The organism is Nocardia sp. NPDC003726 (genome assembly GCF_053586955.1).
Genome location: NZ_JBSFNF010000002.1, coordinates 367,637 through 390,447, shown reverse-complemented (window position 1 = coordinate 390,447; position 22,811 = coordinate 367,637). Strand labels below are relative to the sequence as shown.

Below are 22,811 nucleotides of genomic sequence, written 5' to 3'. Positions count from 1 at the left end.
GGCGCCGCCTGACCCGCGAATCTTCCGCCGCCGCGTTGCTCGGGTTCACCGCCCGGTATCGGGCCATTTCGCGCCTACACCCGCAGCCACCGTCGCGATCTCAGATTGTGGGATTAGATTGACCCCATGGCCGGACACCGAATCCTGGTCGTGGACGACGAGGTTCGCGTGCTCGCGTCGCTGCGGCGGGGACTGGAACTCTCCGATTTCGAGGTCGTCACCGCGGCCGACGGCGCCGCGGCGCTGAGCATGGTCCGCACCGCCACGCCCGACGCGATGGTGCTCGACGTCAACCTGCCCGAGCTGGACGGCGTCGGCGTGGTCACCGCGCTGCGGGCGATGGGCAACGACATCCCGATCTGTGTGCTCAGCGCCCGCACCGCGGTCAGCGACCGGATCGCCTGCCTGGAACGCGGAGCCGACGACTACCTCACCAAGCCGTTCGATCTGGGCGAGCTGGTCGCCCGGTTGAACGCGCTGCTGCGGCGCAGGCGCCGACCGGTGGACCGCCCCGACCGGGCGCGCACGGTCGGGCAGGTGCGGATCGACCCCGCCGGACGCCGGGTGCTGGTCGCGGGCGGGCCGGTGGAGCTGACCAAACGGGAATTCGATGTGCTCGCCCTGCTCGCCGAGCACATCGGGGTCGTGCTCGACCGCGAGCAGATCCTGTCCGCCGTGTGGGGCTACGACTTTCCCACCGACACCAATGTCGTCGACGTGTTCGTCAGCTACCTGCGACGCAAGCTGGAAGCGGACGGCGTACCCCGGGTGATCCACACCGTGCGCGGCGTCGGCTTCGTCCTCCGGGAGGAACCATGAGCGGATCGCCGTCGCTGCGCACGCGGGTAGCGGTCGTGTCGGGGGTGGTCGCGGCACTGGTCGCGCTCACCTTGACGATCACCTTCGCCGCCCTGCTCGGCGCCACCGGTGAGCGTCAGCTGGACGAGACCGTGTCGTCGATGGCGGTGCGGGTCGCCGGGCCGCGCGAAGCCGCTCCCGCGCAACCGGTTCCGCCGTCCGCGGCCACGTTGTCCCCCGAGCAGGCGCCCGTGGACGCCGGCAGGCCCGCCGACGCGGCGATCGCCCGGGTCGACGGGCTGCCCGGCGTGCTGGTCGCGCTCGATCCCGACCGCGACGTGGTGGAGGCGGCCATTCATCGCAGCCAGCGCGTCGGACTCGGCATCGGCGTGGCGGGCGCGTTGCTGGCCGCCCTGCTCGGCTGGTTCCTCGCCGGCTTCGCCGCACGCCCGCTACGTCGTCTGGCCGACGCCACCCACCGTATCGACACCCTGGAGGAACTGCCGCCGCTGTCCGGGCGCGGCGCGCGGGAAGCCGAGGAACTCTCCGACGCGATCACCCGCATGCTCGCCCGGCTGGAAGCCGCCCACCGTGCCACCCAGCGGGCGCTGACCGGCGCGCGCGACTTCGCCGCGGTCTGCGCGCACGAGTTGCGCACGCCGCTCACCGCGCTGCGCACCGACCTGCAAGTATTGGCCACCAAAAAGATTCCCGAACAGCAGCGCGGCGCGATCCTGTCCGAGATCCTCCTGGCCGAACGGCAGATCGAGAACACGCTGACCGACCTGGAACGTCTCGCGGTCGGCGAACTCACCGAACCGGACGTCTTCGAGCCGTTCGACCTCTGCGACACCCTGGACCGGGCGGTGCACGACGCGCGGCGCAGGCATCCGGGGGTACGGGTGGAACTCGCCGAATGCGCGCCGATCACGATGACCGGACTGCCGGGCGGGGTCATGCTCGTCGTCACCAATGCCGTCGCCAACGCCGTGCAGCACGGCGAAGCCGCGACCGTCACCGTCAGCGCACGCTCCGGCCCGCGGGACACGGTGGAGATCACCGTGGACGACGACGGTCGCGGCATTCCACAGGCGTTGCGCGGCGACGCCTTCGACCGGTTCGTCAAAGGCCCCGGCTCCCCCGGTTCCGGCCTCGGCCTCGCCCTGGTCCGCCAGCAGGCCGAACTCCACTCCGGCACAGCCGAACTCGACAGAAGTCCGCTGGGCGGCGCCCGCCTGCGCGTGCGGCTGCGCGCGGCGGGCTGACCCCTACTTCTTGTCCTTCGGCTTGTCCGACGCGGCGTCCGAGGACAGCGCGGCCACGAAGGCTTCCTGCGGGACGTCGACGCGGCCGATCGTCTTCATCCGCTTCTTGCCTTCCTTCTGCTTCTCCAGCAGCTTGCGCTTGCGGCTGATGTCACCGCCGTAGCACTTGGCCAGCACGTCCTTGCGGATGGCGCGGATGTTCTCGCGGGCGATGATCTTCGACCCGATCGCGGCCTGGATGGGCACCTCGAACTGCTGACGCGGGATCAGCTCGCGCAGCTTGGTGGTCATCTTGTGGCCGTAGGCCTGGGCGGCGTCGCGGTGCACGATCGCGCTGAACGCGTCCACCGCCTCGCCCTGCAACAGGATGTCCACCTTCACCAGCTGCGACTCCTGCTCGCCCGCCTCCTCGTAGTCCAGGCTCGCGTAACCGCGGGTGCGCGATTTCAACGAGTCGAAGAAGTCGAAGATGATCTCCGCCATCGGCATGGTGTAGCGCAGCTCGACGCGGGTCTCCGACAGGTAGTCCATGCCGCCGAGCTCGCCGCGGCGGGACTGGCACAGCTCCATGATCGAGCCGATGAACTCGCTCGGCGCGATGATGGTGCACTTCACCACCGGCTCGTAGACCTTGCGGACCTTGCCCTCCGGCCAGTACGAGGGATTGGTGACGACGTGCTCGGCGCCGTCCTCCATCTCCACCCGGTACACCACGTTCGGGGCGGTGGAGATCAGGTCGAGGTCGAACTCGCGCTGCAGGCGTTCGCGCGTGATCTCCATGTGCAGCAGGCCGAGGAAGCCGCAGCGGAAGCCGAACCCGAGCGCGACCGACGTCTCCGGCGTGTAGGTCAGGGCGGCATCGTTGAGCTGCAACTTCTCCAACGCGTCGCGCAGGTCGGGATAGTCGGAGCCGTCCACCGGGTACAGGCCGGAGTACACCATCGGGCGCGGCTCGCGATATCCGGTGAGCGGTTCGCTCGCGCCGCCGCGCGCACCGGTCACCGTGTCGCCGACCTTGGACTGGCGCACGTCCTTCACGCCGGTGATCAGGTAGCCGACCTCGCCGACGCCGAGCCCCTGGGTCGGTTTCGGCTCGGGCGAGACGATGCCGATCTCCAGCAGCTCATGGGTGGCGCCGGTGGACATCATCTTGATCTTCTCGCGCGGGGTCAGCTTGCCGTCCACCACGCGGACATAGGTGACCACGCCGCGGTAGGTGTCGTAGACCGAGTCGAAGATCATCGCGCGGGCCGGCGCGTCCGCCTCACCGACCGGCGGCGGCACCTGGGCGATCACCTGGTCCAGCAGATCGGCCACACCCTCGCCGGTCTTGCCGGAGACGCGCAGCACGTCCGACGGGTCGCAGCCGACGATGTGCGCCAGTTCGGCGGCGTAGCGCTCCGGGTCGGCGGCGGGCAGGTCGATCTTGTTCAGCACCGGGATGACCGTCAGATCCTTGTCCAGCGCCAGGTACAGGTTGGCCAGCGTCTGCGCCTCGATACCCTGCGCGGCGTCGACCAGCAGGATCGCGCCCTCGCACGCCTCCAGTGCCCGCGACACCTCGTAGGTGAAGTCGACGTGGCCGGGCGTGTCGATGAGGTGCAGCACGAAATCGGTGCCCGCGTGGTCGCCCGTCCGAGGCGTCCAGGGCAGCCGCACGTTCTGGGCCTTGATGGTGATCCCGCGCTCACGCTCGATGTCCATCCGGTCCAGATACTGCGCACGCATCTGCCGCTCCTCGACCACACCGGTCAGTTGCAGCATCCGGTCGGCCAGCGTCGACTTGCCGTGGTCGATGTGCGCGATGATGCAGAAGTTCCGGATCCGGGCAGGATCGGTGAACGTCGTGTCGGCGAAGCTGGCGGGCACTCCACTCCTCATGGGTATCGGCAAACTGCCGTCTATCGTCCCATGGTGCTGTGTTGGTTTTTGCAGCGCCTTCGGCGCTGCGTGTCCGCGGCCCCGGGGAGTCTCGCGTCCGAGCGACCGAGACTCGCGACTGCGTCGCATGCGCTTCGGTCACTCGGACGCGAGACGGGCCGCGAACGGTGCTCGTAAGACTCGCACCCTGGCGGGTCGAGAGTGTGGTCGAGCTGCGGATGCTTCGGGCGCGCTGCGCCGTCCTCCGCTGCGATCATCACGCTCGGCCTCGGCGCACCTTGCCGGCGGGCAGGGAGCCGGACATGTCCGATCGGTCCCGGATCGGCGGGCACATCCGCTTCCATAGCTCGCTCGCGGACGAATGGCCCCCGCGACACAACGAATCCCACGCGGGTGATAAGCGGCAGGTGCGCCGTTATCCTCCTGAGATGGCCCGAAGTTGGAACTCTCTCGGCAAGCAGATCGGTCTCATCGCTAAGCAACAGGGGCCCAAGATCGTCAAGCAGCAGGGTCCCCGGTTGGTCGACCGGCTGGTGGGGTCGCTGGCCCAGCGGCGCACCGCCACCGGTGTCGCGGTGCGGCCCGCCGCGTCCACGCCGGTGCCGACCGCCGAGCGGGCGCGGCAGATCGTCTACTCGCCGCAACTGGACGGGCGGGCCGACCCCGGGGAGATCGTCTGGACCTGGGTGCCGTTCGAAGAGGACCCGAGCAACGGCAAGGACCGGCCGGTGCTGGTGGTGGGCCGGGACCGGCGCACGCTGCTGGGCCTGATGCTGTCGTCGAATCCCGAACGGGCGTACGACCGCAACTGGATCGGGATCGGCAGCGGGTCCTGGGACCACGACAACCGGCCCAGCTGGGTACGGCTCGACCGGGTGCTCGACGTACCGGAGGCGGGCATCCGCCGCGAGGGCGCGATCCTGCCCCGCAAAACCTTCGATCTGGTCGCCCACCGGCTCTGCGCCGAATACTCCTGGCACTGACCGCCGATGTCGCGCGTGCTCGGGCCGACCAAGATCGCCATGCTGATCACCGACGTCGGTTTCCTGCTCTACTGGGCGATCGCGTTCGCCCACGTGATCCCGCCAGAATGGGCGTACAAGGATTACACCGACCCGATCATCAGCGACTGGAACTATTCGTTCGTCGTGCTCGACCTGGCCGCGAGCGCCACCGGCTTGGCCTGCCTGTGCCGCTCGCCCGGTCGACGCACCCTGATGACCGTGTCGCTGACCCTGACCAGCGTGGCGGGGTTGCAAGCCATCGCGTTCTGGACGCTGCGCGGTGATTTCAGCCCTGTGTGGTGGGTGCCCAACCTCTTCCTGCTGCTGTTCCCCATCCCGGCGCTGGTCACCTTGGTGTGCACCGCACCGCAGGAGCGCGCCGCGAGCTGACCGCCGCGGGACGCGTTCGTTCAGGAGATCATGTCCCGGGAACGGCCGAACAGCAGTCCGTACAGCAGCGCGCCGAGCGCGCCGCCGATCAGCGGGAAGACGATGAACGCCCAGACCTGCCCCATCGCGCCGTGCTGATAGGGCGCCACGGCGAGGCTGCGGGCCGGGTTGACCGAGGTGTTGTCCACCGGGATCGACACCAGGTGGATCACCGCCAGCGTCACGCCGATGGACAGACCGGCCAGCGGCACGTCGGAGAGCTGGTCGGTGGACGACAGCACCACGAAGACCAGCAGCGCCGTGAGCATGACCTCGACGATGATCATGGCGGCGATGCCGAAACCGTTCTGCACCACCACCTCCCCCAGCGGCCCGCGGATCGCCGACGGACTGTGCTTGCCCCATCCGTTCGCCCCGAGGCCGTCGACGGACCGGTCGTACGACGGCAGGTTCTTGGCCAGCGCGAACAACACCAGACCGGCCAGGAGCCCGCCGATGAGCTGGGAGATCACATACCCCGCCGCGGACACGCCGCTGAGCCGGCCGAGCAACAGATGTCCCACGGTGACCGCCGGATTGACGTGGCAGCCCGAGATCGGCCCGATCGAGTACACGAGAAACATCAGCGACAGACCGAAGCCCAGCGCGATGCCGAGCGGACCGACCTTCTCCCCCGCCAGCACCGCGGTGCCGACGCCGCCGATCACCAGGACGAAGGTGCCGAGCGCCTCCGCGCCCCACTTCTTGCTCTCGGGCACCGGCTTGTTCTCGACAGCCTCTTCGACTACTTCCTGGGCCGTTGGAGACATCTGTCCACCTTCCGCGTTCCAGACATGCACTCGGACGAGTCGTGGTACCGCTTCGACAGCCAGCCGCATGAAAGCAACGGTTGCTAGGAGGACGCTACGCGAGTCGGATGATCTCTACAACGACTTCGATGCCGGTCGAGTCACACCTCCGGCCTGCTTAAACGGTCACGTGAGACAGGGAGCTGGCAGATTGCCGGGTGCCGCGACCGCATACCGTGGTGGCGTAGGTGGCGTTCCGAAGCACGGCGGTGCGCCGTGCGCCCGCCGACTCGGACGTCGCCCGGAGACGCCGCGGCTGGTCGGGTGTCGATTTCGCGAGCCGAAGGGTGACTGGTACCCTCGACCTTCGGCGCTGCGTTACCCGTTCTCCTCGGGTATGTCGCGCGCCCGACGAACTTTTCCAGGACAGACCAACCAGACAGGAACACGAGGAACCGGCGTGGCCAACATCAAGTCCCAGCTGAAGCGGATCCGCACCAACGAGGAAGCGCGCAAGCGCAACCAGTCGGTCAAGTCCGCGCTGCGCACCGCCATCCGCAGCTTCCGCGAGGCCGCGGCCGCCGGTGACAAGGAAGCCGCCGCCGCGCGCCTGCAGTTCGCCAGCCGGAAGCTGGACAAGGCCGCCTCGAAGGGCGTCATCCACGCCAACCAGGCCGCCAACAAGAAGTCGGCCCTGGCGCTGGCCTACAACAAGCTCTGATTCACCCGGTACCGCGCGCCGGTACCGAGTTCGTGGTGTGACGCAGCCGTCGTGGCCTCGATGACCACGGCGGCTTTTGTCGTGCCCGGACGGCAACCGAGGCGCCGAAGCCGTTCCAGCTGGTGTTTCGACGTTCGGCCCGCGCCGTGTCGGAGGTTCCAGCTACCATTCCGCGCATGGTAACCGTGTATGCCAATCAGACGGTCGTTCGCGCCGAGGATCTGCCCGACGTGATCCGCGCGGCCGAGGTGCTCGGCTTCGGACTCAAGATCGAGAATGTGCTGGTTCCCGACGACGACGGCGGTTACTCGTTGGAGTGGATCGTCACCAGGGACGAGGATGTGCCCGCCTACGAGGAGTGGGAAGGCCGCTACGAGGACGCGGACGACGACGGCGAACTGGTATTGAGTTCCACCACGGAATAGCCCCAGGTCACGGCGCGGCGAGCGCGGCGGTGAGCCGGTCGAGCGCCGCCTGGGAGTCCGCGTCCGCGGCGCGGTAGATGATGATCCGCTGGTCGGGATCCTGTACGGGCATGAGTACCTCGTAGCTGACGACCAGCGGACCCACCACCGGGTGCCGCAGCGGCTTGTTCCCCCGTCCCTGCACCCGCACGTCGTGGCGCGCCCAGGCCTGTTCGAACTCCGCGCTGTAGGCGGTGAACTCGGCGATCAGGTCGGCCAGTGCCCGGTCGTCCGGATGCGCAGCCCATGCCGCCCGCAGATCGGCGATGCCCTCGCGGATGATGCGTTCCCGCTCGACATAGAAATCCCGCATGCCTGGGTCGAGCAGGCACAGCCACATGGAGTTGCGCTGCCGTTCCGGCAGCGCGCCGAAATCGGTGATCAACGCCGCCATCTCCCGATTCCAGGCCAGGATGTCGTAGCGGTGGTTGACCAGCATCGCGGGCAGCGGGGACAGATCGCGCACCAGCATGGCCAGTGCGGGCGCGGGCGCCGTGCTCGGCTTGCCGCTGTCGGGCTGCCGTTGTCGCGCCAGGTCGAACAGGTAGGCGCGCTCGTCGTCGTTCAGGCACAGGGCCCGTGCCAGCGCGTTCAGCACCTCCACCGACGGCCGCAGGCCCCGCCCCTGCTCCAACCGCACGATGTAGTCGGTGCTCACGCCGGCCAGTTCGGCCACCTCTTCGCGCCGCAGCCCCGGCGTCCGGCGCGCCTGCCTGCGCTGCGGCAGGCCGAGATCGTCCGGCGTCAGCCGCTCCCGGCGGGCCCGCAGGAAGGCGGCCATCTCCTGCACTCGATCCGCGCCGTTACCGGACACCGCTCGACTGCGCGGGTTCCGACCTCCGGGTCCGAGGTCGCGGGGCTTGCTCGAATCCGCGCTGCTACCGGCTCCGCTGTGGTTGCGCGGGCTGCCGCCACCGGAGCCGAGGTCGCGCCGCTGGGCCGACTCCGCGCCGCTCCCCGGCCCGGCCTGGTCACGCGGGCTGCCGCCGCCGGACCTGGTGTCGCGGCGCTGTGTGGGGTTCACCGTGCCAGTCATCACCGTCGATCCTACGGCTGCCTAGGACTGGCCTTCCCAGGATGAGACTTCCCTTACTGACCTGCGCACGACGCTGAAGACTGGCTTCCGGCAACAAGGCATCGCGAAAACACAAGGAGCTGGACATGTCCGGAGCTCGCACCCTCGACACCTACCGGCTGCTCGGCCGATCGGGCCTTCGGGTGTCGCCCCTGTCCCTGGGAACCATGACCTTCGGCGCCGATTGGGGCTGGGGCGCGGACCGGGACGAGGCCCGCAAGATCTTCGACACCTATGTCGATCGAGGCGGCAACTTCATCGATACGGCCAATCAGTACACCAACGGCACCTCTGAGCAACTGCTCGGCGAATTCACTGCGGACAACCGCGAAAGTCTGGTGCTGGCCACGAAATACACCATGCTGCGCCGTCAGGGCGACCCGAATTCCGGTGGCAATCACCGCAAGAGCATGGTCGGCTCGGTGGAGGCCAGCTTGCGCAGGCTGAACACCGACTACATCGACCTGCTCTACTTGCACGCCTGGGATTTCCTGACTCCCGTCGAGGAGATCCTGCGCGGCATGGACGATCTGGTCCGCTCGGGCAAAGTGCTCTACGTCGGCATCTCCGACGCGCCCGCCTGGCAGATCGCGCGGATGCAGACCATCGCCGATCTGCGCGGCTGGTCGCCGCTGATCGCGCTGCAGATCGAATACAGCCTGATCGAGCGGACCGTCGAGCGCGACCTCATCCCGATGGCGCGGGAGCTGGGCCTCGGCGTGATCCCGTGGTCACCGCTGGCCAGCGGTGTGCTCACCGGCAAGTACAGCCGCGCCGACCTCGACCACCAGGCGGACGGCTCACCCGAAGGCAGCCGCAAGAACGTGGCCGCCGCCAACGGCTCGCTCACCGAACGCGGCCTCGCCATCGCCGACGTCGTCAAACAGGTCGCGGCCGAGATCGGCAAGACGCCCTCGCAGGTAGCGCTGGCCTGGACGCTGCGCGAGCCCGGAGTCACCTCGCCGATCATCGGCGCGCGCACGGCGGCGCAGTTGGAGGACAACCTCGGCGCGCTCGAGGTGGAGTTCGACGCCGCCCAGCTCGCCAGGCTGGAACAGGCCAGCGCCGTGGACCTCGGCTTCCCGCACGAGTTCCTGAACCGCCCGATGACCCAGAGCGTCACCTTCGGTGATCTGAAGATCGAAGGGCGCGCCTGAGCGACGCGCGCTCTGCGGCGGTGCGAGGGAAAACTCGCACCGCCGCATCGGTCTGCGCAGGCACGGGCGTCTACGTGGATCCAGCCGAGGTGCACCACATCGCGGATCGCCACAGGCACTGCAGGTGCCGGGCATTCACGCTGCCGGAGCCGTCGCCACGGCGCACGCCGGTGATCTGCCCGCCGGGAGCATCACCGCGGAGCCCAAAAATGCTCGAGCCGATCTCATCCGCGATCCATAGAAGCGCGTTCTCGCGCAGACTGCCCGTCTTCGGTGAGCTGACGCGCGGACGGCTCAGTGATCCGTCCGTTCCACTGCGGACCGAACGGATCGACGGCACGCGGTGGAACGCCGCTCCGGCCGAACGATCCGAACCGACCCCGCTCGACATGCGCCGCGCACTCCAGCCGAACGATCCGAACCGACCCCGCTCGACATGCGCCGCGCACTCCAGCCGAACGATGCCAACCAGCCCCGCTCGACATGCGCCATGCGCTCCGGCCGAGCGATCGGAACGGGCGTGGCTCAATCCGCGCCGTGCAGGTCGAGGATTCGGGTGAGGGCGTGTTCCAAGGCGTAGCCGGCGTCGGCGGCGCCGCCTTTCACGTCGGCGTTGAGGGTCGCGACCACCTGGAGAGCGGAGCCGATGGTCGCGGGGGTCCAGTTGCGGGCCTGCGCTTGCGCCTTCTTCACCTTCCACGGCGGCATACCGAGCTGCTGGGCCAGCTTGAACGGGTCGCCGCGCCCGACCGAACCGACGCGCGCGATGGTGTGCACCGAGTCGGCGAGCGCGTCGGCGAGCAGCACGTGCGGCACGCCGCGGTCGTTCGCCCAGCGCAGCGCCTCCATCGCACCGGGACGGTCCCCCGCCACCGCGAGTTCGGCCACGTCGAAGCCGGAGACCTCGGCCTTGCCCGAGTAGTAGCGGCGCACGGCCGCCACGTCGATCTTCCCTCCGGTGTCCGCGGCAAGCTGCCCGCACGCCGCCGCCAGCTCACGCAGGTCCGAGCCGACCGCCTCCAGCACCACTTGGACGACCTCGCCGGACACCCGCACTCCGGCGTTGCGGAACTCGCCACGCACGAACTCGACGCGCTCGGCGGCCTTGGTCAGCTTGGCGCAGTCGTGGGTGACGGCCCCGGCCTTCTGCAACGCGGGCGCGAGTGCCTTGGCCCGGCCGCCGCCGGAGTGCACGACGGCGAGCACCACGCCATCGGGCGGGCTCTGCGCAGCCTCGGTGATCACCGCGACCGCGTCTTTACCCGCTTCGGCCGCCGACTCGAGGATGATCACCCGGTCCTCGGCGAACAACGACGGGCTCAGTAGTTCGGCCAGCTCCGCGGTACTCGCGTCCCCCGCGCGCAAACGATCGACCGGCACCGCGTCCGGGTCCGCAGCCAGTGCCCTGACCTGCGCGGTGAGCGCGGCCAGCGCCCGCTCGATCAGCAACTCTTCTTCCCCGAGCACCAAGTGCACCGGCGCGGGCCGCTCGCTCACGACAGCGCCTCCCCGTTGCCGGAGGGCGTCGTGCTCGCGGGCTCTGCCGCCTTGCTCCATTCGCCGTGCTGGTTCACAGCCCGATCCTACGATCCATGACCGACACCTCACCCCGCCACGGGTAGTCGCGGCACGCGAGACGAATCGGCGATCGTGGCTGTCCTAGCATCCTGATGAGGGCGAACCTCGGCGGGTGCCAGCTCATCTGCTCGACCCGGCACCGAAGAGATCCCGCGCTGGTACACCCCGGCGCCGGGCGAGCGCACGCGGAGTACTGCGAGGTGCCGCGGGCCTCCTTCACAGTGGCCGATCGCGGGGCTGCCGCCATCGCGCCAGTGGCGAGCCGTTCCGGTGCGGTGCACGTGAGCGAATCCCGCCTGCGATCCGGGCGTCCGCCGCTCATCGAGAACTCGTCATGCGCAGCTGCCCGCCGCCGCCCGAGACCACGATGTCGCCTTCCTGGTCGGTTCGGACCACCGTCGCGCCGAGGGCGGACAGGTCGGCGAGGACAGCGGGGGCCGGATGCCCGAAGGCGTTGCCCGCGCCGACGCTGACCAGCACCAGCCGCGGGCGCACGGCGTCGAGGAATTCCCTTGTGGTGGTGCGCGATCCATGGTGCGGAAGTTTGAGGATCTCCGCCTGGATGGGAATCCCGGCATGCATCAGAGCCCGCTGCGCGGAGGCTTCGATATCCCCGGTGAGCAGGATCCTGCCCGCGGGTGTGCGGGCGGTGACGACCACCGACCGGTTGTTGGCGTCCTCGGTTTCGGCGCCGGGGACCGGTCGCGGACCGTTCCGGCCTGGCGCGAGCACCTGGAGTTCGATCGACCCGAAACTCAGAACGTGTCCGGCCGACAATTCCAGCAGCGGCACTCCCGCGCTCCTGGCGATGGTCGCGACCTGCGCGAGACCCGAGCCAGGGGCGCGCGCGTCACCCGAACGCTCTTGCCTTCCGATCCCGTCTTCGCCGGGACGACAGCCGGGCGCATGTCGCGGTACCCGGCCAGGATGATCGGCACCACCCGCCGAACGGCCATTCGCGCCTCGCCACTCCGGTAGAGAAGCTGGGTCGCTGCTCGCATGGCCTTTGACGGCACCGGTGAAGCCGTCGGGATGCGCGGCCGGGGCGGCTGTCGGCACGGGAACGCACCCCAGCGCGGCTTCGGGAGCACCGCCTCCGGATGGAGCCCGCGGTGCGAGTGCCTCGAGTTCGTGGATGCCGACGGCGATCGCGTCGACCGCGCGGTCGTGCAGCGCGCCGCTGAGCCCGTCGATGTGGTCGGCGTGCGGATGGGTGAGGATCAGCAGGGGGATTCGCGAAACGCGCAACCGATCCAGGCAGGTGCGGATCGGACGCGGATCCGGCCCGACATCGATGACCACGGCGGCGCCGGGACCGACCGACAGTGCGAGACCATCACCCTGCCCCACATCGCACGCCGCGAGGACCCAGCCGGTGGGCGGCCAGCCTGGATGCCAGAGCCGTACCGGAACCAGGACCACCGCCACCCCGACCACGACCGCGGCGGCGATTCGCCGCGCGGCACGCGCACGCAATGCCACGATCACGCCGACCACGACGGCACCCGCGACCAGCCCGCCCGCCGGTCCGCCCGGGACCGCGAGGGACGCGCCGGGCAGGGCGGCCGCGTGACGGGCCACCCACAGCAACCACCACAGTGGCGGAACCGCGCAGCGCAGCACCGAGTCGGCCGGCGGCGACCACAGGATCGACAGCACCGCCCCACCGGCCCCCGCGACGGTGATCGGTGCGATGACCGGGGCGACCAGCACGTTCGCGAGCACCGCGACCAAGCTGAGCCGCCCGGTGAGCGCGATCATGATCGGCGTCGTGACCACGAAGGCCCCCGCGGACACGGCCACCGTCTCGGCGGGCACCCGCCACCATCCCCTGGCCCGCAGCCAATCGGCCCAGCTCGGCGCCAGCAGGATCAGACCACCCGTCGCGACGACCGACAGCGCGAACCCGGCGTCGACGGCGAGTCCCGGCCACAGGGCCAGCAGCGCGATGATCGCGGCGCACAGCGCGGGCAGCGCCTGCTTGCGGCGGCCGGTGAGCACGGCCAGCAGGGTGATCGCGCCCATCGCACCGGCGCGCAGCACGCTCGGGTCCGGCCGGGCGACGACGACGAACATGAGCAGCGCCGCGGCGGCGACGGCCGTCGCGCCCCGCGGCCCGAGCGTCAGCAGGCGTACGGCGAACAACACGACCGACAGCAAAATGGTGAAATTCGCGCCGCTGACCACGGTCAGGTGTTGCAGCCCGGCGACCTTGAAATCGTCACGCAACTGATCCGGCAGCATCGAGGTGTCACCGACGACGAGCGCCGGTAGCAGTCCAGCGGCGTCGGGCGGCAGCGCCCGCTCAGCCGATGCCGCGAAGTCGGCGCGCACCGAATCGGCGGCGCGCTGCCACCACGGCAGCGGCCCGGCGGAGGTGGGCGCGCCCTGCGCATGCAGCGTGACGACCGTGAGGTCGGATCGGCGCGGCTTTTCCACCCGAGCACGGAACTCGATCGGCCCTCCCGGCGACAAGCCGCCCCATTCCGAGCCGGACGCAAGGACGACCACCGCGCCACCGGCGCGCACCGTCACCCCACCGCGCCGGTACTCGCGCAGATCTGCCCGGACCACCCACTGACGATCCGCACCGGACACTGTGGTGCGCAACGGTTTCGGGTCGCTTGCCGGAATGACCACCACACGCAGGGACTGCCCTGTCACCGTCCGCAGCGGATGCGTCGCCACGCGATGTTCCCGCCATGCGGCCGCGGCCGCGAATCCCGCTCCGAGCACCACGGCGGCGAGCGCCACCATCGCCACCGCGCGCCTGCGTTCGCCGCGGGCCGCGATCGCCCACAGCAGCAGCATCCACAATCCGATGGCCATCGCCGTCAACGCGACCGCCAGCGCGATCCCCGCCCGCCACCCCGCCGCCACCGCCACGATGGTCGCGCCCCAACAGCACAAGGCGGCGGGCAACAGGCGAGCGTCCAGTGCCGCACCTGCGCCGGGCTCCTCCGGCGCCGCGCCGTCCCCACGACCTCGAGCGGCTCCGACGCCTGTACCGGCCTTCGATCGCGTATCGGCGCCCGACTTCCGTCGGAGCAGTTCGAGCAACGCCGCGGCACTCATACCCGCACCAGATCACGCAGCCGGGCCAGGCGGGCGGGGCCGATGCCGTCGACCTCGCCGAGCTGCTCGACGGAGGTGAAACGTCCGTTGGTCGTACGCCAGCTGACGATGGCCCGCGCGGTGACCGGGCCGACACCGGGAAGAGCATCGAGTTCGGCCTCGGAGGCCGTGTTGAGATCGATCCGGCCCGCCGGGCTCGAGGGACGGCTCGGCGCGGCGGCGGACCCGGTGGACGGACGCCCGCCCGCGCCGATCGTGCCACTGCCGTGCTGCGGCGCGCCCGAACTCGGCACGACCGGCCCGACCAGCACTTGATCGCCATCCGACAACCGCTGCGCCAAATTCAGGCCGGTGGTGTCCGCGCCTTCGCTCGGGCCGCCCGCGGCGGCGAGCGCGTCGGCGACACGCGCACCTTCGGGGAGCCGAACCAGACCGGTGCGGTGGACCAAGCCGACCACACTGACGACCAGCTCGGCCGTCGGCGGAGCGGGATCGACTCGGCCCGGTTGCGCCCCGGCCGCAGTCGTCGGGGCGGCAGCGCCGGTGGTCGCCAAGGTGACGCTCTGCCCGACCGGCAACGGCGGCACCGGATGCGTGACCGGGCGCTCGCGGAACACGACCACCCCGGCGACGACCATCGCGGCGATGCCAGCGAACGCGAGCGTACGGACCCCGCGACGACCCGGATCGAGCCGGGCACCCCGGAATCGTTCCGGCACGAGGCGGTGCAGCCGATTCGCTGCGGGCGCCGAATCCTCCAGCCAGCCGGGCGACCGGACGCGACCGACGTCGTCCTCGGCTTGCGGGCCCGGCGCCGGACTGGGCAACCGCACGAGATCCCATTTCCCCGCCGTGCTCGAACGTGGTCCGGGCGGTGCTTGACCCGCCGCCACAGCAGTATCGGAGGCGTGACCAACCGTCCCCGACCGGCGGTCGTCGTCCTCGAATGCGGTTGTGCGGGAATCCACCACCGTTCCGACATCGGGTGCGAGTTGCGTCTCGCCAGCCGCGCGAGCGAAACGAACGTCAGGCGGAGTTGGGCTGGCCTGCCACCCGATTCCCCCTGGAGACGAGACCTTTTCATCGCGTGAGGTGTCCGCCGCCCGGACTGGGGCCGCGAGGCTGGGGCTATCGCGCTGTCCGGTCGCTCCCACGGGGACGCCACGCGGAGACGGTGTGGTCTCCCGCCCAGACGGTCCGTGCTCCGTTTCCGGCCCGCCCGCCCCGGCCGTCATGCTCGCGCCGACCCGGGCGGTCAGCTCACCCAATCGCCTTCGTACCCGCTCGCGTTCGTCCTGTCGTGACATGGCCGCGACGGTAGTGCGGGACCGCACCGGAAAGATCGGCCCGACCAGCGCGTTCGACGAATCTGTTGACAACCGCCGCCCTGTGCACAATTCGCACCGGAGCGTGGCGCCCTGCCAGGGACACGCCGTTACTCTTCACAGAAGAGCCTCGCCGAAGCGGAAACCGGGCAGTCGACAGCTATGCGCACAGCAGCATTCGGCGGTTCACCCCGATGATGTCGCGGCGGAGCGTCCGGCGACGCGCCTCAGCCCAGATCCTTGGCGAAGCAGTTCGACAACGGCAGTACCTCGTACGGCGCGAAGATCGGGATTCGGTGGTAACCGCTGCGTTCGTAGAAGCGGACGGCCTCCGGTTGCAGGTGACCGGTTTGCAGGATCAGGCGGGGGCGTCCGGCCGCGCGGGCGGCGTCCTCGGCGGCGGTGAGCAGCAGGGCCGCCGCGCCCGAACCGCGGTGCGCGGGACGGACGAACATGCGCTTGACCTCGAGTTCCTCCCCGTTCCACCGCAGCGCGGCATGGCCGACCGGGCCGTCCGAATACGCTACGAAAGTGCTGTGCACAGTGGCCGGATCCACCGCGTTGGGATTCGTGGGCAGCTGCCTGGCCAGATGCGCGTAACGCGGCCCGACCTCGGCGGCCATCTCCGCGCGCAACGTCACCGCGTCGGGATGGTCCCAGTCCACCGAGGTGACGGTGAGCGGCGTGCGGACCGGTGGCTGCGCGGAACTCATGCTCCGACGCTAGCCGTACGCCGGGCGACACACCCGCATTCGGATCACCGAGATCATTGGCGGCCTGGAACTCTCGCCTGATCAGTGACACCCGCCGGGGACGACGAGCACGCCGAGCGCCCCCAACCCCAGGTGCACCGCCAGCGCGGGCCCGAACTCGGCGACGACCAGTTCTTCCAGGCCGGGAACGAGTTCGCGTAACTGACCCGCGATGGTCTGTGCCGCGTCCTCGGCGCCAAGATGCTGCACGGCCACCGCGGCGCCGTCCTCGCCGGCCGCGTCGACCGCCGCGGCGACGAGTTTCGCGTACGCCTTGGAACGCGTCCTGACTTTCTCCCGCAACTCCAACCGGCCCTCGACGATGTGCAGCAGCGGCTTGGTGACCAGCTCGCTGCCGAAGAACGACGCCGCCGAGGACAACCTGCCGCCGCGGCGCAACTGTTCGGTGCGATTGACCAGGATGAACGTGCGGGCGCGCGCGGCGGCGGCGACGGCCGCGTCGTAGACCACGTCCAGTGGCGCCCCGGTCTTGGCTCGCCGCGCGGCGGCCAGCGCGGGCAGCCCGGTGGCCAGCCCGGCCCCGAGCGAGTCGACCAGCCGGACGCGGTGGGCGGCGTCCATGTCGCGCACGGCCTGCCGACCGGCCTCCCAGGTGCCCGACAGCTGGCGGGAAATGTGCACCGCGACAACGCCGTCCCCGCCGCTTCGCTCCCAGGCCCGCTCGTACACCTCCCGCAGCTCGCCGGGCGATGCGGCCGAAGTGGTCACGGTGTCGGAGGCATAGTCGATCTCGACCGGGTCGACGCCTTCCCGCATCGCCCGGTCACCGACCAGGACGTGCAGCGGGACGACGGCGATATCCAGCTCGTCGAGGTGTTCGGCAGGGAGGCTGGCGGACGAATCGGTGACGACCACGACTGCCACGGACTACCGGACCTCCTGCAGGGTCTTGACCATCGCGTTGGCCACCGCCGTGTGACCGTCCCAGCCCCAGTGGATGCCGTCGGGGTTCGCCTCGCCGGAGAAGATGTTGTCGCGCACCGCCTCGCCCAGGTCGACCAGCGGCACCGAGGTCCGGCCGGACCAAGCGCGCAGCGCCTCGACCGCCCGAGGCCGGCCGGAGTGCACGCGACCGTAGGCCGCGCAGTCGTGCACCGATGGCAGCACCGCCACGACGGGCAGGTCGGGCCGCAATTGCGCCAGCGCCGTACGGCACTGCTCCAGATAGTCGACGCTCACCTTGGGCGGAAGCGCCACGGGCCTGCCGAGTTTCGAAAGCTTGGGTTGCAGCCAGTTGTAGGTGGCGCGGACGACGCGGCGCAGAGCGGGCGGGCGCACATAGCGGATCAGTTCGCGCAGGGCGGTGGGCAGCGGGGAGGGCAGCGTGTCCATGCCGCCGACGGCGAAGACCACCGCACCCGCGCGCGGCACCGCGGCCCATACCCGGGGATCGCCGATCAGCGCCCAATAGGCGTCGCGACAGGTCCAGCCGATCCGGGCGACCAATTCGACATCCCAGTCCAGCTCGGCCCCAACGAGATTGGGCCAGATGCGCGGATGGTCGGCGGGCAGCCCGCCCTTGGGCCCGAAATAGGCCAGGGAATCGGCGATCACCAGCAGCACCGGGCGCGCGGCTTCCCGCGTTTCGACGGGCTGGTCCGCGGCAGCGGAAGCAGGCTCGCCCGAACCGAGTCCCGCTTCCCCGGTCACAGCGGACCGAGTCGTCGTGGCGGACTCGAACACAAGGTCGGCCGGCGCTGGCGATGCGGGGATCGCGTCTGCCACCGACCGGTCCGCCACCGAGGCGACCGATTCCTCGGACACCGCGAGGAACCGATCCGCCACTGTGGCAGCCGATTCGGCGATCGCGTCGGCCGCCCAAATGACCGATTCCCCCGGCGCTGCCACGGAACCATCCGCCGCCGGAGCAACCGATTCGCCGGGCGCTACCGCAGACCGATCCGCCACCGGAGCAACCGGTTCCGCCAGCTCTGCCACAGAACCATCCGCCGCCGGAGCAACCGATTCGCCGAGCGCTACCGCAGACCGATCCGCCCCTGTAGCAACGATTTCCCCCACCGCTGCCACGGAACCATCCGCTACCGAAACGTCGTTCGTAATGCCGACAGGCGAGGGAGCGCCGCCGACGTGCACCTGGGGCGGTACCTCGGTGACGATATCGCCGGAACCGTCGTCCTCCGCGTCGGATTCCTCTCCGGACGCCGACCCGCCGCCGGATTCGCCTGCCGCGCCGGAAGCTTCGCCGGAGGTGGCCTCGGGTTCGCGGGAAGCCGGTGGCGGACCGCCGAACAACGCGTCGGGCAACTGCCGTTCCGGCCGCGCCGACACCTTACGGAACAGTTCGTCCGGGACCGATCTGATCGGCTCTTCAGAGGACATCCGGTGCTACCTTCGCCGCTGCGTTCCACACATCCAGACGCCAGCCGGGCTGTTCGATGCTCGGGCCGTGGCTGCTGAGCTGCACCCAGCTGGTGTTGGCCAGTCCTCCGAGGATCGGCCAGTTCTGCGGCGGCAGATCGAGCAGCGCGGCCGTGAGGGCGGCGATCAGCCCGCCGTGCGCCACCAGGATGATAGTCCGGCCCGGCCAGTCCTGTCGCTCGGCCAGCAACTCCTGCACCACCGGCAGCGACCGCGCTCCGACCTCGAGTTTGCTCTCGCCGTTGGGCGGGGTGTAGCGCGCGTCCAGCCGCCACGCCATGCGCGCGCCCGGATAGTCGGCGTCGACTTCCAGGTGGGTCAGTCCCTCCCAGTCACCGAGGTTGGTCTCCCGCAATCTGACGTCCGGCACGACGGTGAGCCCGGTGTGTTCGGCCAGAGCCGTCGCGGTGTCGAAGGCGCGGCGCAGATCCGAGGAGTGGATCGCGATGGCGTTGCGCGAAACGAGTTCGCGCGCCGCCTCTTTGGCCTGCCTGCGGCCGAGTTCGGTGAGATCGGTGTCGATCTGGCCTTGCATGCGGTCGGTGGCGTTCCACTCGGTTTGCCCGTGGCGCAACAGGATCAGGGTGCGCACGCCGGCATGTCTGCTCACGATCGCGCCTCGTCCTCCGTCGCCGTGGCGCGCGAATCCGGCGCAGCACCGGTGATGCCTTCGACCGGCACCACGGGGCAGTCCTTCCACAGACGTTCCAGCGCATAGAAATTGCGCTCGTCGTTGTGCTGGATGTGCACGACGACGTCGACGTAGTCCAGCAGCGCCCAGCGGCCCTCTCGGGTGCCCTCGCGCCGGACCGGCTTGTGCCCGGCCGCGCGGAGCTTCTCCTCCACGTTGTCGACGATGGCGTTGACCTGACGCTCGTTGGGCGCGGACGCGATCACGAAGCAGTCGGTGATCACCAGTTGCTCCGACACGTCGAGCACCACCACGTCGGACGCCAGCTTCTCGTCCGCGGCCAGCGCGGCGACCTGCGCGATCTCCACCGACTCGGTCGACGCGGTCATGCCAGCACCTCCCGGGCGCTCGGCGCGGCCGCACGCGCGGCTTCGTCGATCGTCGGCTCGCTCATGCCCGCACCTTCGCTGCGCTCGCTCACGCTCAGCTACCTTCCGCTGCTCCGGGCACATACAGGTGCCGCTTCGATATGTACTGCACCACGCCGTCGGGGACGAGGTACCACACCGGCCGGTTCTCGGCGGCGCGGCGACGGCATTCGCTCGACGAGATCGCCAGCGCGGGGACCTCGACCATGGTCACCGCATCCGGCGGGAGATCCCGCAGATGCTCCTCGAGATGATCGATGTTCAGCTCGTACCCCGGACGGCTCACCCCGACGAACTTCGCCAGTTCGAACAGTTCTGCCCAATCCTGCCATGTCAGGATGCTGGCCAGCGCGTCAGCACCGGTGATGAAGTACAGCTCGGCGCCGGGATGGGCCGATCGCATCTCCCGCAGGGTGTCCACGGTGTAGGTGACCTTGCCGCGGTCGATGTCCGCGCGGCTCACCGAGAACCGAGGGTTGGACGCGGTCGCGATGACGGTCATCAGGTACCGGTCCTCGGCCGGGCTGACCTGCTTGTGCGATTTCTGCCACGGTTGTCCGGTCGGGACGAAGATCACTTCATCCAGGTCGAACCGGTGCGCGACCTCGCTGGCGGCGACCAGATGCCCGTGGTGGATGGGGTCGAACGTGCCGCCCATCACCCCGAGCTTGCGGCCGCGCCGACCTCTCTCGTGCATGACTGCCGAGCTTAACGGGTGGCGCGGGGCCGGTGAGCGGGGGCGGGAACCGACTGGAGACACCCGCCCGCACTACGCTCGCCGCGAGGGTCCGGCGGCGACGCCTCAGACGGTGGTTTCGGCGCCGCCCCCAGCCGCGCGGCGCGGTGGTAGGCCGCCACCGCCTCGGCGTCCTGCCCGCAGCGCTCCAGCGCGGTGGCGGCCGCCCACGCCAGCTCGGCGTGCAACTTCGTCCGCTCCGGGTCGCGCTCGACCAGTCGCGCCCCGGCGAGGAACTGCCGCGCGGCCTCGCGATGACGGTCGAGTGCGTCCAGCGATCGGCCGAACTGCGCGCGCACCACCGCCAGTTCACCGGACGGATACGGAATCGCATCGCTGAGCAGCGCCTGTTCGAACAGGGCCGCGGCCTCGCCGTGCCGCCCGGCGCGATGGAACGCGCGTGCGGCGACCAGGGTGTGATGCAGCGCGTCCGGTTCCGACAGCCCCTCCCAGCGCGCCGCGGCGCGCACCGCGGCGTCGGCGAGATCGAGTTCCCGGTCGGGCTGGCTCGCGATGGCGATGACCAGCTGGGCGCCCAACCGGGCGGCCTCCTCCGCCGCCAGCACCGGTGCGCCGAGCGCCAGCGCTTCGCGCAGGTGCGCTTCGGCCTCGTCGGGCGTATCGGCGAGCCGGGCGGCGCCGAGTTCGCCCAGCCTGCGCACCTCCGCGGCCCGGTCACCGGAGAAGTCGTCGGCCACCGAAACGCTGTCCGGCCGGCTCCCCGCGCGCGGCAGTGTGCTGCGTAAACCGAGCGGCAACCGATCCACCAGCGGTTCGGCGGCGAGCCGGGCCGCGGTGCGCAGGCTGACCGCGCTGGTGCCGTTGCGGGCGTCGTAGCGGGCGCACAGCGCGCCGATCTGCACCTCCAGCCGGGCGCGCACCGATTCCACCGTCCCGTCCGCCAGCGGAAGATCACCCAGCCGCAGCGTCACCAGCCTGCGCAGCAGCACGCACACCCCGGTGGCGAACGCCAGGCGCGCACCCACGACCGCGCCGGAATCGGCCAGCGCGCTCGCGTGCTCGGTGAGGATTTCCAGCCCCCGTGCCTCGTTGCCGGTCAGCGCACAGAATTCCAGGTGCAGCGCCACCGACGGACGTAGCTCGGCGGTGTGGCGGACCAGCGGATATCCGGATAGGTGCGCGCCGCGGGCCGCCGCGACGCGGCCGGTGCGCACCAGCGGGAGCAATGCGCGCGCCAGCACGCGGTGCGGCTCGTCGGCACAGGTTCGCTCGCCGTCCAGCACGGGTTTCCACTGTGCGAGCCCGCCCTCGTCGTCGCCGCGCGACACGCTCGTCACGCCCCATTCGCCGCGCTCACACACTTCGCAGTCGGACATGCTGTCGCGCGGAGCGGCCATCGCCCGGTCCAGCCACGCGGCGGCGGCCGCGCCGTCCCCGATCGCGCGGCTGAGTTCGGAGCGCAGCGCCAGCACCGGACGCGGGCTGTAGCCGCGCTGCCGATAGCGGCTGTCCAGTTCACCGAACCAGCGATCGATCGTGGACAGCGGTATCGCGGGGTTGTCGATCATGCCCCGAGTCACCCGTTTCAGGTACCAGTGCACCGAATGTGTCATCGAGCCCAGCTCGGCGGGGTGATCGTCGTAGATCCGAAGCAACCTGCCATAGGCGCCGGGCACCAGGTCGGATTCGCCCGCAGAGATGTAGGACTGCGCCAGTTCCAGCAACACCCTGCCTTCCAGCGCGCGATTCGTTCCGGTTCGCGCGGCCGCGGCGAGGGTCTCCAGTCGCTCGGTCCGCGTCCGGCCGTGCGGCAGCGCGCCGATCTGTGCCAGTGCCGCGCCGATCTCGGCGGAGTCCATGCTCACTCCGTCTCTACGCCGCGGGCGGCGGCGCGTTGGCCGAGGAAGCCGCCGCAGGCACGATCGCCCGCGCTCAGCGGGCGGTGGATCATCAGCGGGGCGCGCGAATCGACTGGGAACGAATAGTTCATGGCCGCCGATCTTTTCTGCGTACGCCAAAGATCCGCTTAACGAACGCTTTTCAAGCGGTCGGGCGCTTGCTCTTCGGCAGCTTGCTCACGACCGCCTCGTAGGAGATATCCACCAGCTCGTACAGTTCGTTATCCGAGACCGCGCCGCCGAACCGGATGACGTTCCAGCCGTAGCGCCCGATGTAGGCCGACGCCGACACGTCCTCGGGATACACCCGGACCAGTTCGTCGGCCTCCTCGCGGGTCCGCCCGCATTTGAGTCCGACCGACGTCGCGCCGAGAAACGCGAAGATCTTGTCGCCGACCTTGGCGACGACGTCGCCCTCCCACGGTTCGTCCTGCCAGGCGCCCGGCTTGGCCAGGCAGTAGCTCAGCAGCGCGGCATCGTCCAT

At 70.2% G+C, this 22,811-nt stretch carries 22 protein-coding genes; 7 read left to right on the top strand and 15 right to left on the bottom strand.

Going from position 1 to position 22,811, the window contains the following annotated elements; genetic code table 11:
• The first annotated feature begins 126 nt into the window (after window positions 1-126).
• The gene (locus ACWDMM_RS04255) at window positions 127-819 is read left to right on the top strand and encodes a response regulator transcription factor (protein ID WP_195077582.1); all 693 of its coding nucleotides are present in this window, start codon (window positions 127-129) and stop codon (window positions 817-819) included.
• Entirely contained in the window at window positions 816-2,063 is a 1,248-nt protein-coding gene (locus tag ACWDMM_RS04250; RefSeq protein ID WP_449935884.1) for a sensor histidine kinase, read from the top strand. Before ACWDMM_RS04255 ends, ACWDMM_RS04250 begins: the two co-directional genes overlap by 4 nt.
• A gap of 3 nt (window positions 2,064-2,066) precedes the next feature.
• Here the strand turns inward: ACWDMM_RS04250 and lepA are convergent, their stop codons facing one another.
• The gene (gene lepA, locus ACWDMM_RS04245; RefSeq protein ID WP_067811521.1) at window positions 2,067-3,944 is read right to left on the bottom strand and encodes a translation elongation factor 4; all 1,878 of its coding nucleotides are present in this window, start codon (window positions 3,942-3,944) and stop codon (window positions 2,067-2,069) included.
• 428 nt (window positions 3,945-4,372) lie between these two features.
• On the opposite strand from lepA, the gene ACWDMM_RS04240 reads away from it, so the two are divergent.
• Both ACWDMM_RS04240 and ACWDMM_RS04235 read left to right on the top strand, forming a co-directional pair.
• Window positions 4,373-4,927 carry a type II toxin-antitoxin system PemK/MazF family toxin gene (locus ACWDMM_RS04240; RefSeq protein WP_195077580.1) on the top strand — a complete coding sequence of 185 codons (555 nt, stop codon included), beginning with the start codon at window positions 4,373-4,375 and terminating at the stop codon, window positions 4,925-4,927.
• Between the two features lie 6 nt (window positions 4,928-4,933).
• A complete protein-coding gene (locus ACWDMM_RS04235) occupies window positions 4,934-5,338 on the top strand; it encodes a DUF5360 family protein (protein ID WP_195077579.1) in 405 nt (134 codons plus the stop codon).
• A 20-nt stretch (window positions 5,339-5,358) separates the two neighbouring features.
• Here ACWDMM_RS04235 and ACWDMM_RS04230 read toward each other — a convergent pair whose 3' ends face one another.
• Entirely contained in the window at window positions 5,359-6,147 is a 789-nt protein-coding gene (locus ACWDMM_RS04230) for an aquaporin (protein WP_195077578.1), read from the bottom strand.
• 439 nt (window positions 6,148-6,586) lie between these two features.
• Here ACWDMM_RS04230 and rpsT point away from each other — a divergent pair, with 439 nt between their 5' ends.
• Together rpsT and ACWDMM_RS04220 are read left to right on the top strand one after the other, a co-directional pair.
• Complete coding sequence (rpsT, locus tag ACWDMM_RS04225; protein ID WP_067810479.1) at window positions 6,587-6,847, top strand: 30S ribosomal protein S20; 261 nt, start codon at window positions 6,587-6,589, stop codon at window positions 6,845-6,847.
• Between the two features lie 176 nt (window positions 6,848-7,023).
• Entirely contained in the window at window positions 7,024-7,272 is a 249-nt protein-coding gene (locus ACWDMM_RS04220; RefSeq protein ID WP_067810480.1) for a hypothetical protein, read from the top strand.
• A 7-nt stretch (window positions 7,273-7,279) separates the two neighbouring features.
• Here ACWDMM_RS04220 and ACWDMM_RS04215 read toward each other — a convergent pair whose 3' ends face one another.
• On the bottom strand, window positions 7,280-8,347 hold the full coding sequence (locus tag ACWDMM_RS04215; protein ID WP_449935879.1) for a helix-turn-helix domain-containing protein: 1,068 nt from the start codon (window positions 8,345-8,347) through the stop codon (window positions 7,280-7,282).
• 125 nt (window positions 8,348-8,472) lie between these two features.
• Here ACWDMM_RS04215 and ACWDMM_RS04210 point away from each other — a divergent pair, with 125 nt between their 5' ends.
• On the top strand, window positions 8,473-9,543 hold the full coding sequence (locus ACWDMM_RS04210; RefSeq protein WP_195077577.1) for an aldo/keto reductase: 1,071 nt from the start codon (window positions 8,473-8,475) through the stop codon (window positions 9,541-9,543).
• 525 nt (window positions 9,544-10,068) lie between these two features.
• On the opposite strand, the gene holA is transcribed toward ACWDMM_RS04210, so the two are convergent.
• The 12 genes from holA to ACWDMM_RS04150 form a co-directional block, all read right to left on the bottom strand.
• Entirely contained in the window at window positions 10,069-11,040 is a 972-nt protein-coding gene (gene holA, locus ACWDMM_RS04205; protein ID WP_323123910.1) for a DNA polymerase III subunit delta, read from the bottom strand.
• A 399-nt stretch (window positions 11,041-11,439) separates the two neighbouring features.
• Complete coding sequence (locus ACWDMM_RS04200; protein ID WP_449935875.1) at window positions 11,440-14,043, bottom strand: ComEC/Rec2 family competence protein; 2,604 nt, start codon at window positions 14,041-14,043, stop codon at window positions 11,440-11,442.
• Window positions 14,044-14,192: 149 nt separating this feature from the next.
• On the bottom strand, window positions 14,193-15,029 hold the full coding sequence (locus tag ACWDMM_RS04195; RefSeq protein ID WP_449935872.1) for a ComEA family DNA-binding protein: 837 nt from the start codon (window positions 15,027-15,029) through the stop codon (window positions 14,193-14,195).
• Window positions 15,030-15,748: 719 nt separating this feature from the next.
• Window positions 15,749-16,234, bottom strand: coding sequence for a GNAT family N-acetyltransferase (locus tag ACWDMM_RS04190; RefSeq protein WP_449935870.1), 486 nt, complete (start codon window positions 16,232-16,234; stop codon window positions 15,749-15,751).
• A gap of 81 nt (window positions 16,235-16,315) precedes the next feature.
• On the bottom strand, window positions 16,316-17,158 hold the full coding sequence (locus ACWDMM_RS04185) for a DegV family protein (protein ID WP_195077573.1): 843 nt from the start codon (window positions 17,156-17,158) through the stop codon (window positions 16,316-16,318).
• Between the two features lie 3 nt (window positions 17,159-17,161).
• Window positions 17,162-17,857, bottom strand: coding sequence for a diglucosylglycerate octanoyltransferase (gene octT, locus ACWDMM_RS04180; protein WP_195077919.1), 696 nt, complete (start codon window positions 17,855-17,857; stop codon window positions 17,162-17,164).
• 766 nt (window positions 17,858-18,623) lie between these two features.
• Window positions 18,624-19,286: a histidine phosphatase family protein gene (locus ACWDMM_RS04175; protein ID WP_067810516.1), complete on the bottom strand. Its 663-nt coding sequence runs from the start codon at window positions 19,284-19,286 to the stop codon at window positions 18,624-18,626.
• Window positions 19,280-19,693: a ribosome silencing factor gene (gene rsfS / locus ACWDMM_RS04170; RefSeq protein ID WP_195077572.1), complete on the bottom strand. Its 414-nt coding sequence runs from the start codon at window positions 19,691-19,693 to the stop codon at window positions 19,280-19,282. The genes ACWDMM_RS04175 and rsfS overlap by 7 nt, the downstream gene beginning before the upstream one ends.
• Window positions 19,694-19,787: 94 nt before the next feature.
• Window positions 19,788-20,429 carry a nicotinate-nucleotide adenylyltransferase gene (gene nadD, locus ACWDMM_RS04165; RefSeq protein WP_084823829.1) on the bottom strand — a complete coding sequence of 214 codons (642 nt, stop codon included), beginning with the start codon at window positions 20,427-20,429 and terminating at the stop codon, window positions 19,788-19,790.
• Between the two features lie 11 nt (window positions 20,430-20,440).
• A complete protein-coding gene (locus ACWDMM_RS04160) occupies window positions 20,441-22,288 on the bottom strand; it encodes a hypothetical protein (protein ID WP_449935865.1) in 1,848 nt (615 codons plus the stop codon).
• A 2-nt stretch (window positions 22,289-22,290) separates the two neighbouring features.
• Complete coding sequence (locus ACWDMM_RS04155) at window positions 22,291-22,419, bottom strand: hypothetical protein (protein ID WP_323123913.1); 129 nt, start codon at window positions 22,417-22,419, stop codon at window positions 22,291-22,293.
• A gap of 50 nt (window positions 22,420-22,469) precedes the next feature.
• Complete coding sequence (locus ACWDMM_RS04150; protein WP_195077570.1) at window positions 22,470-22,811, bottom strand: MmcQ/YjbR family DNA-binding protein; 342 nt, start codon at window positions 22,809-22,811, stop codon at window positions 22,470-22,472.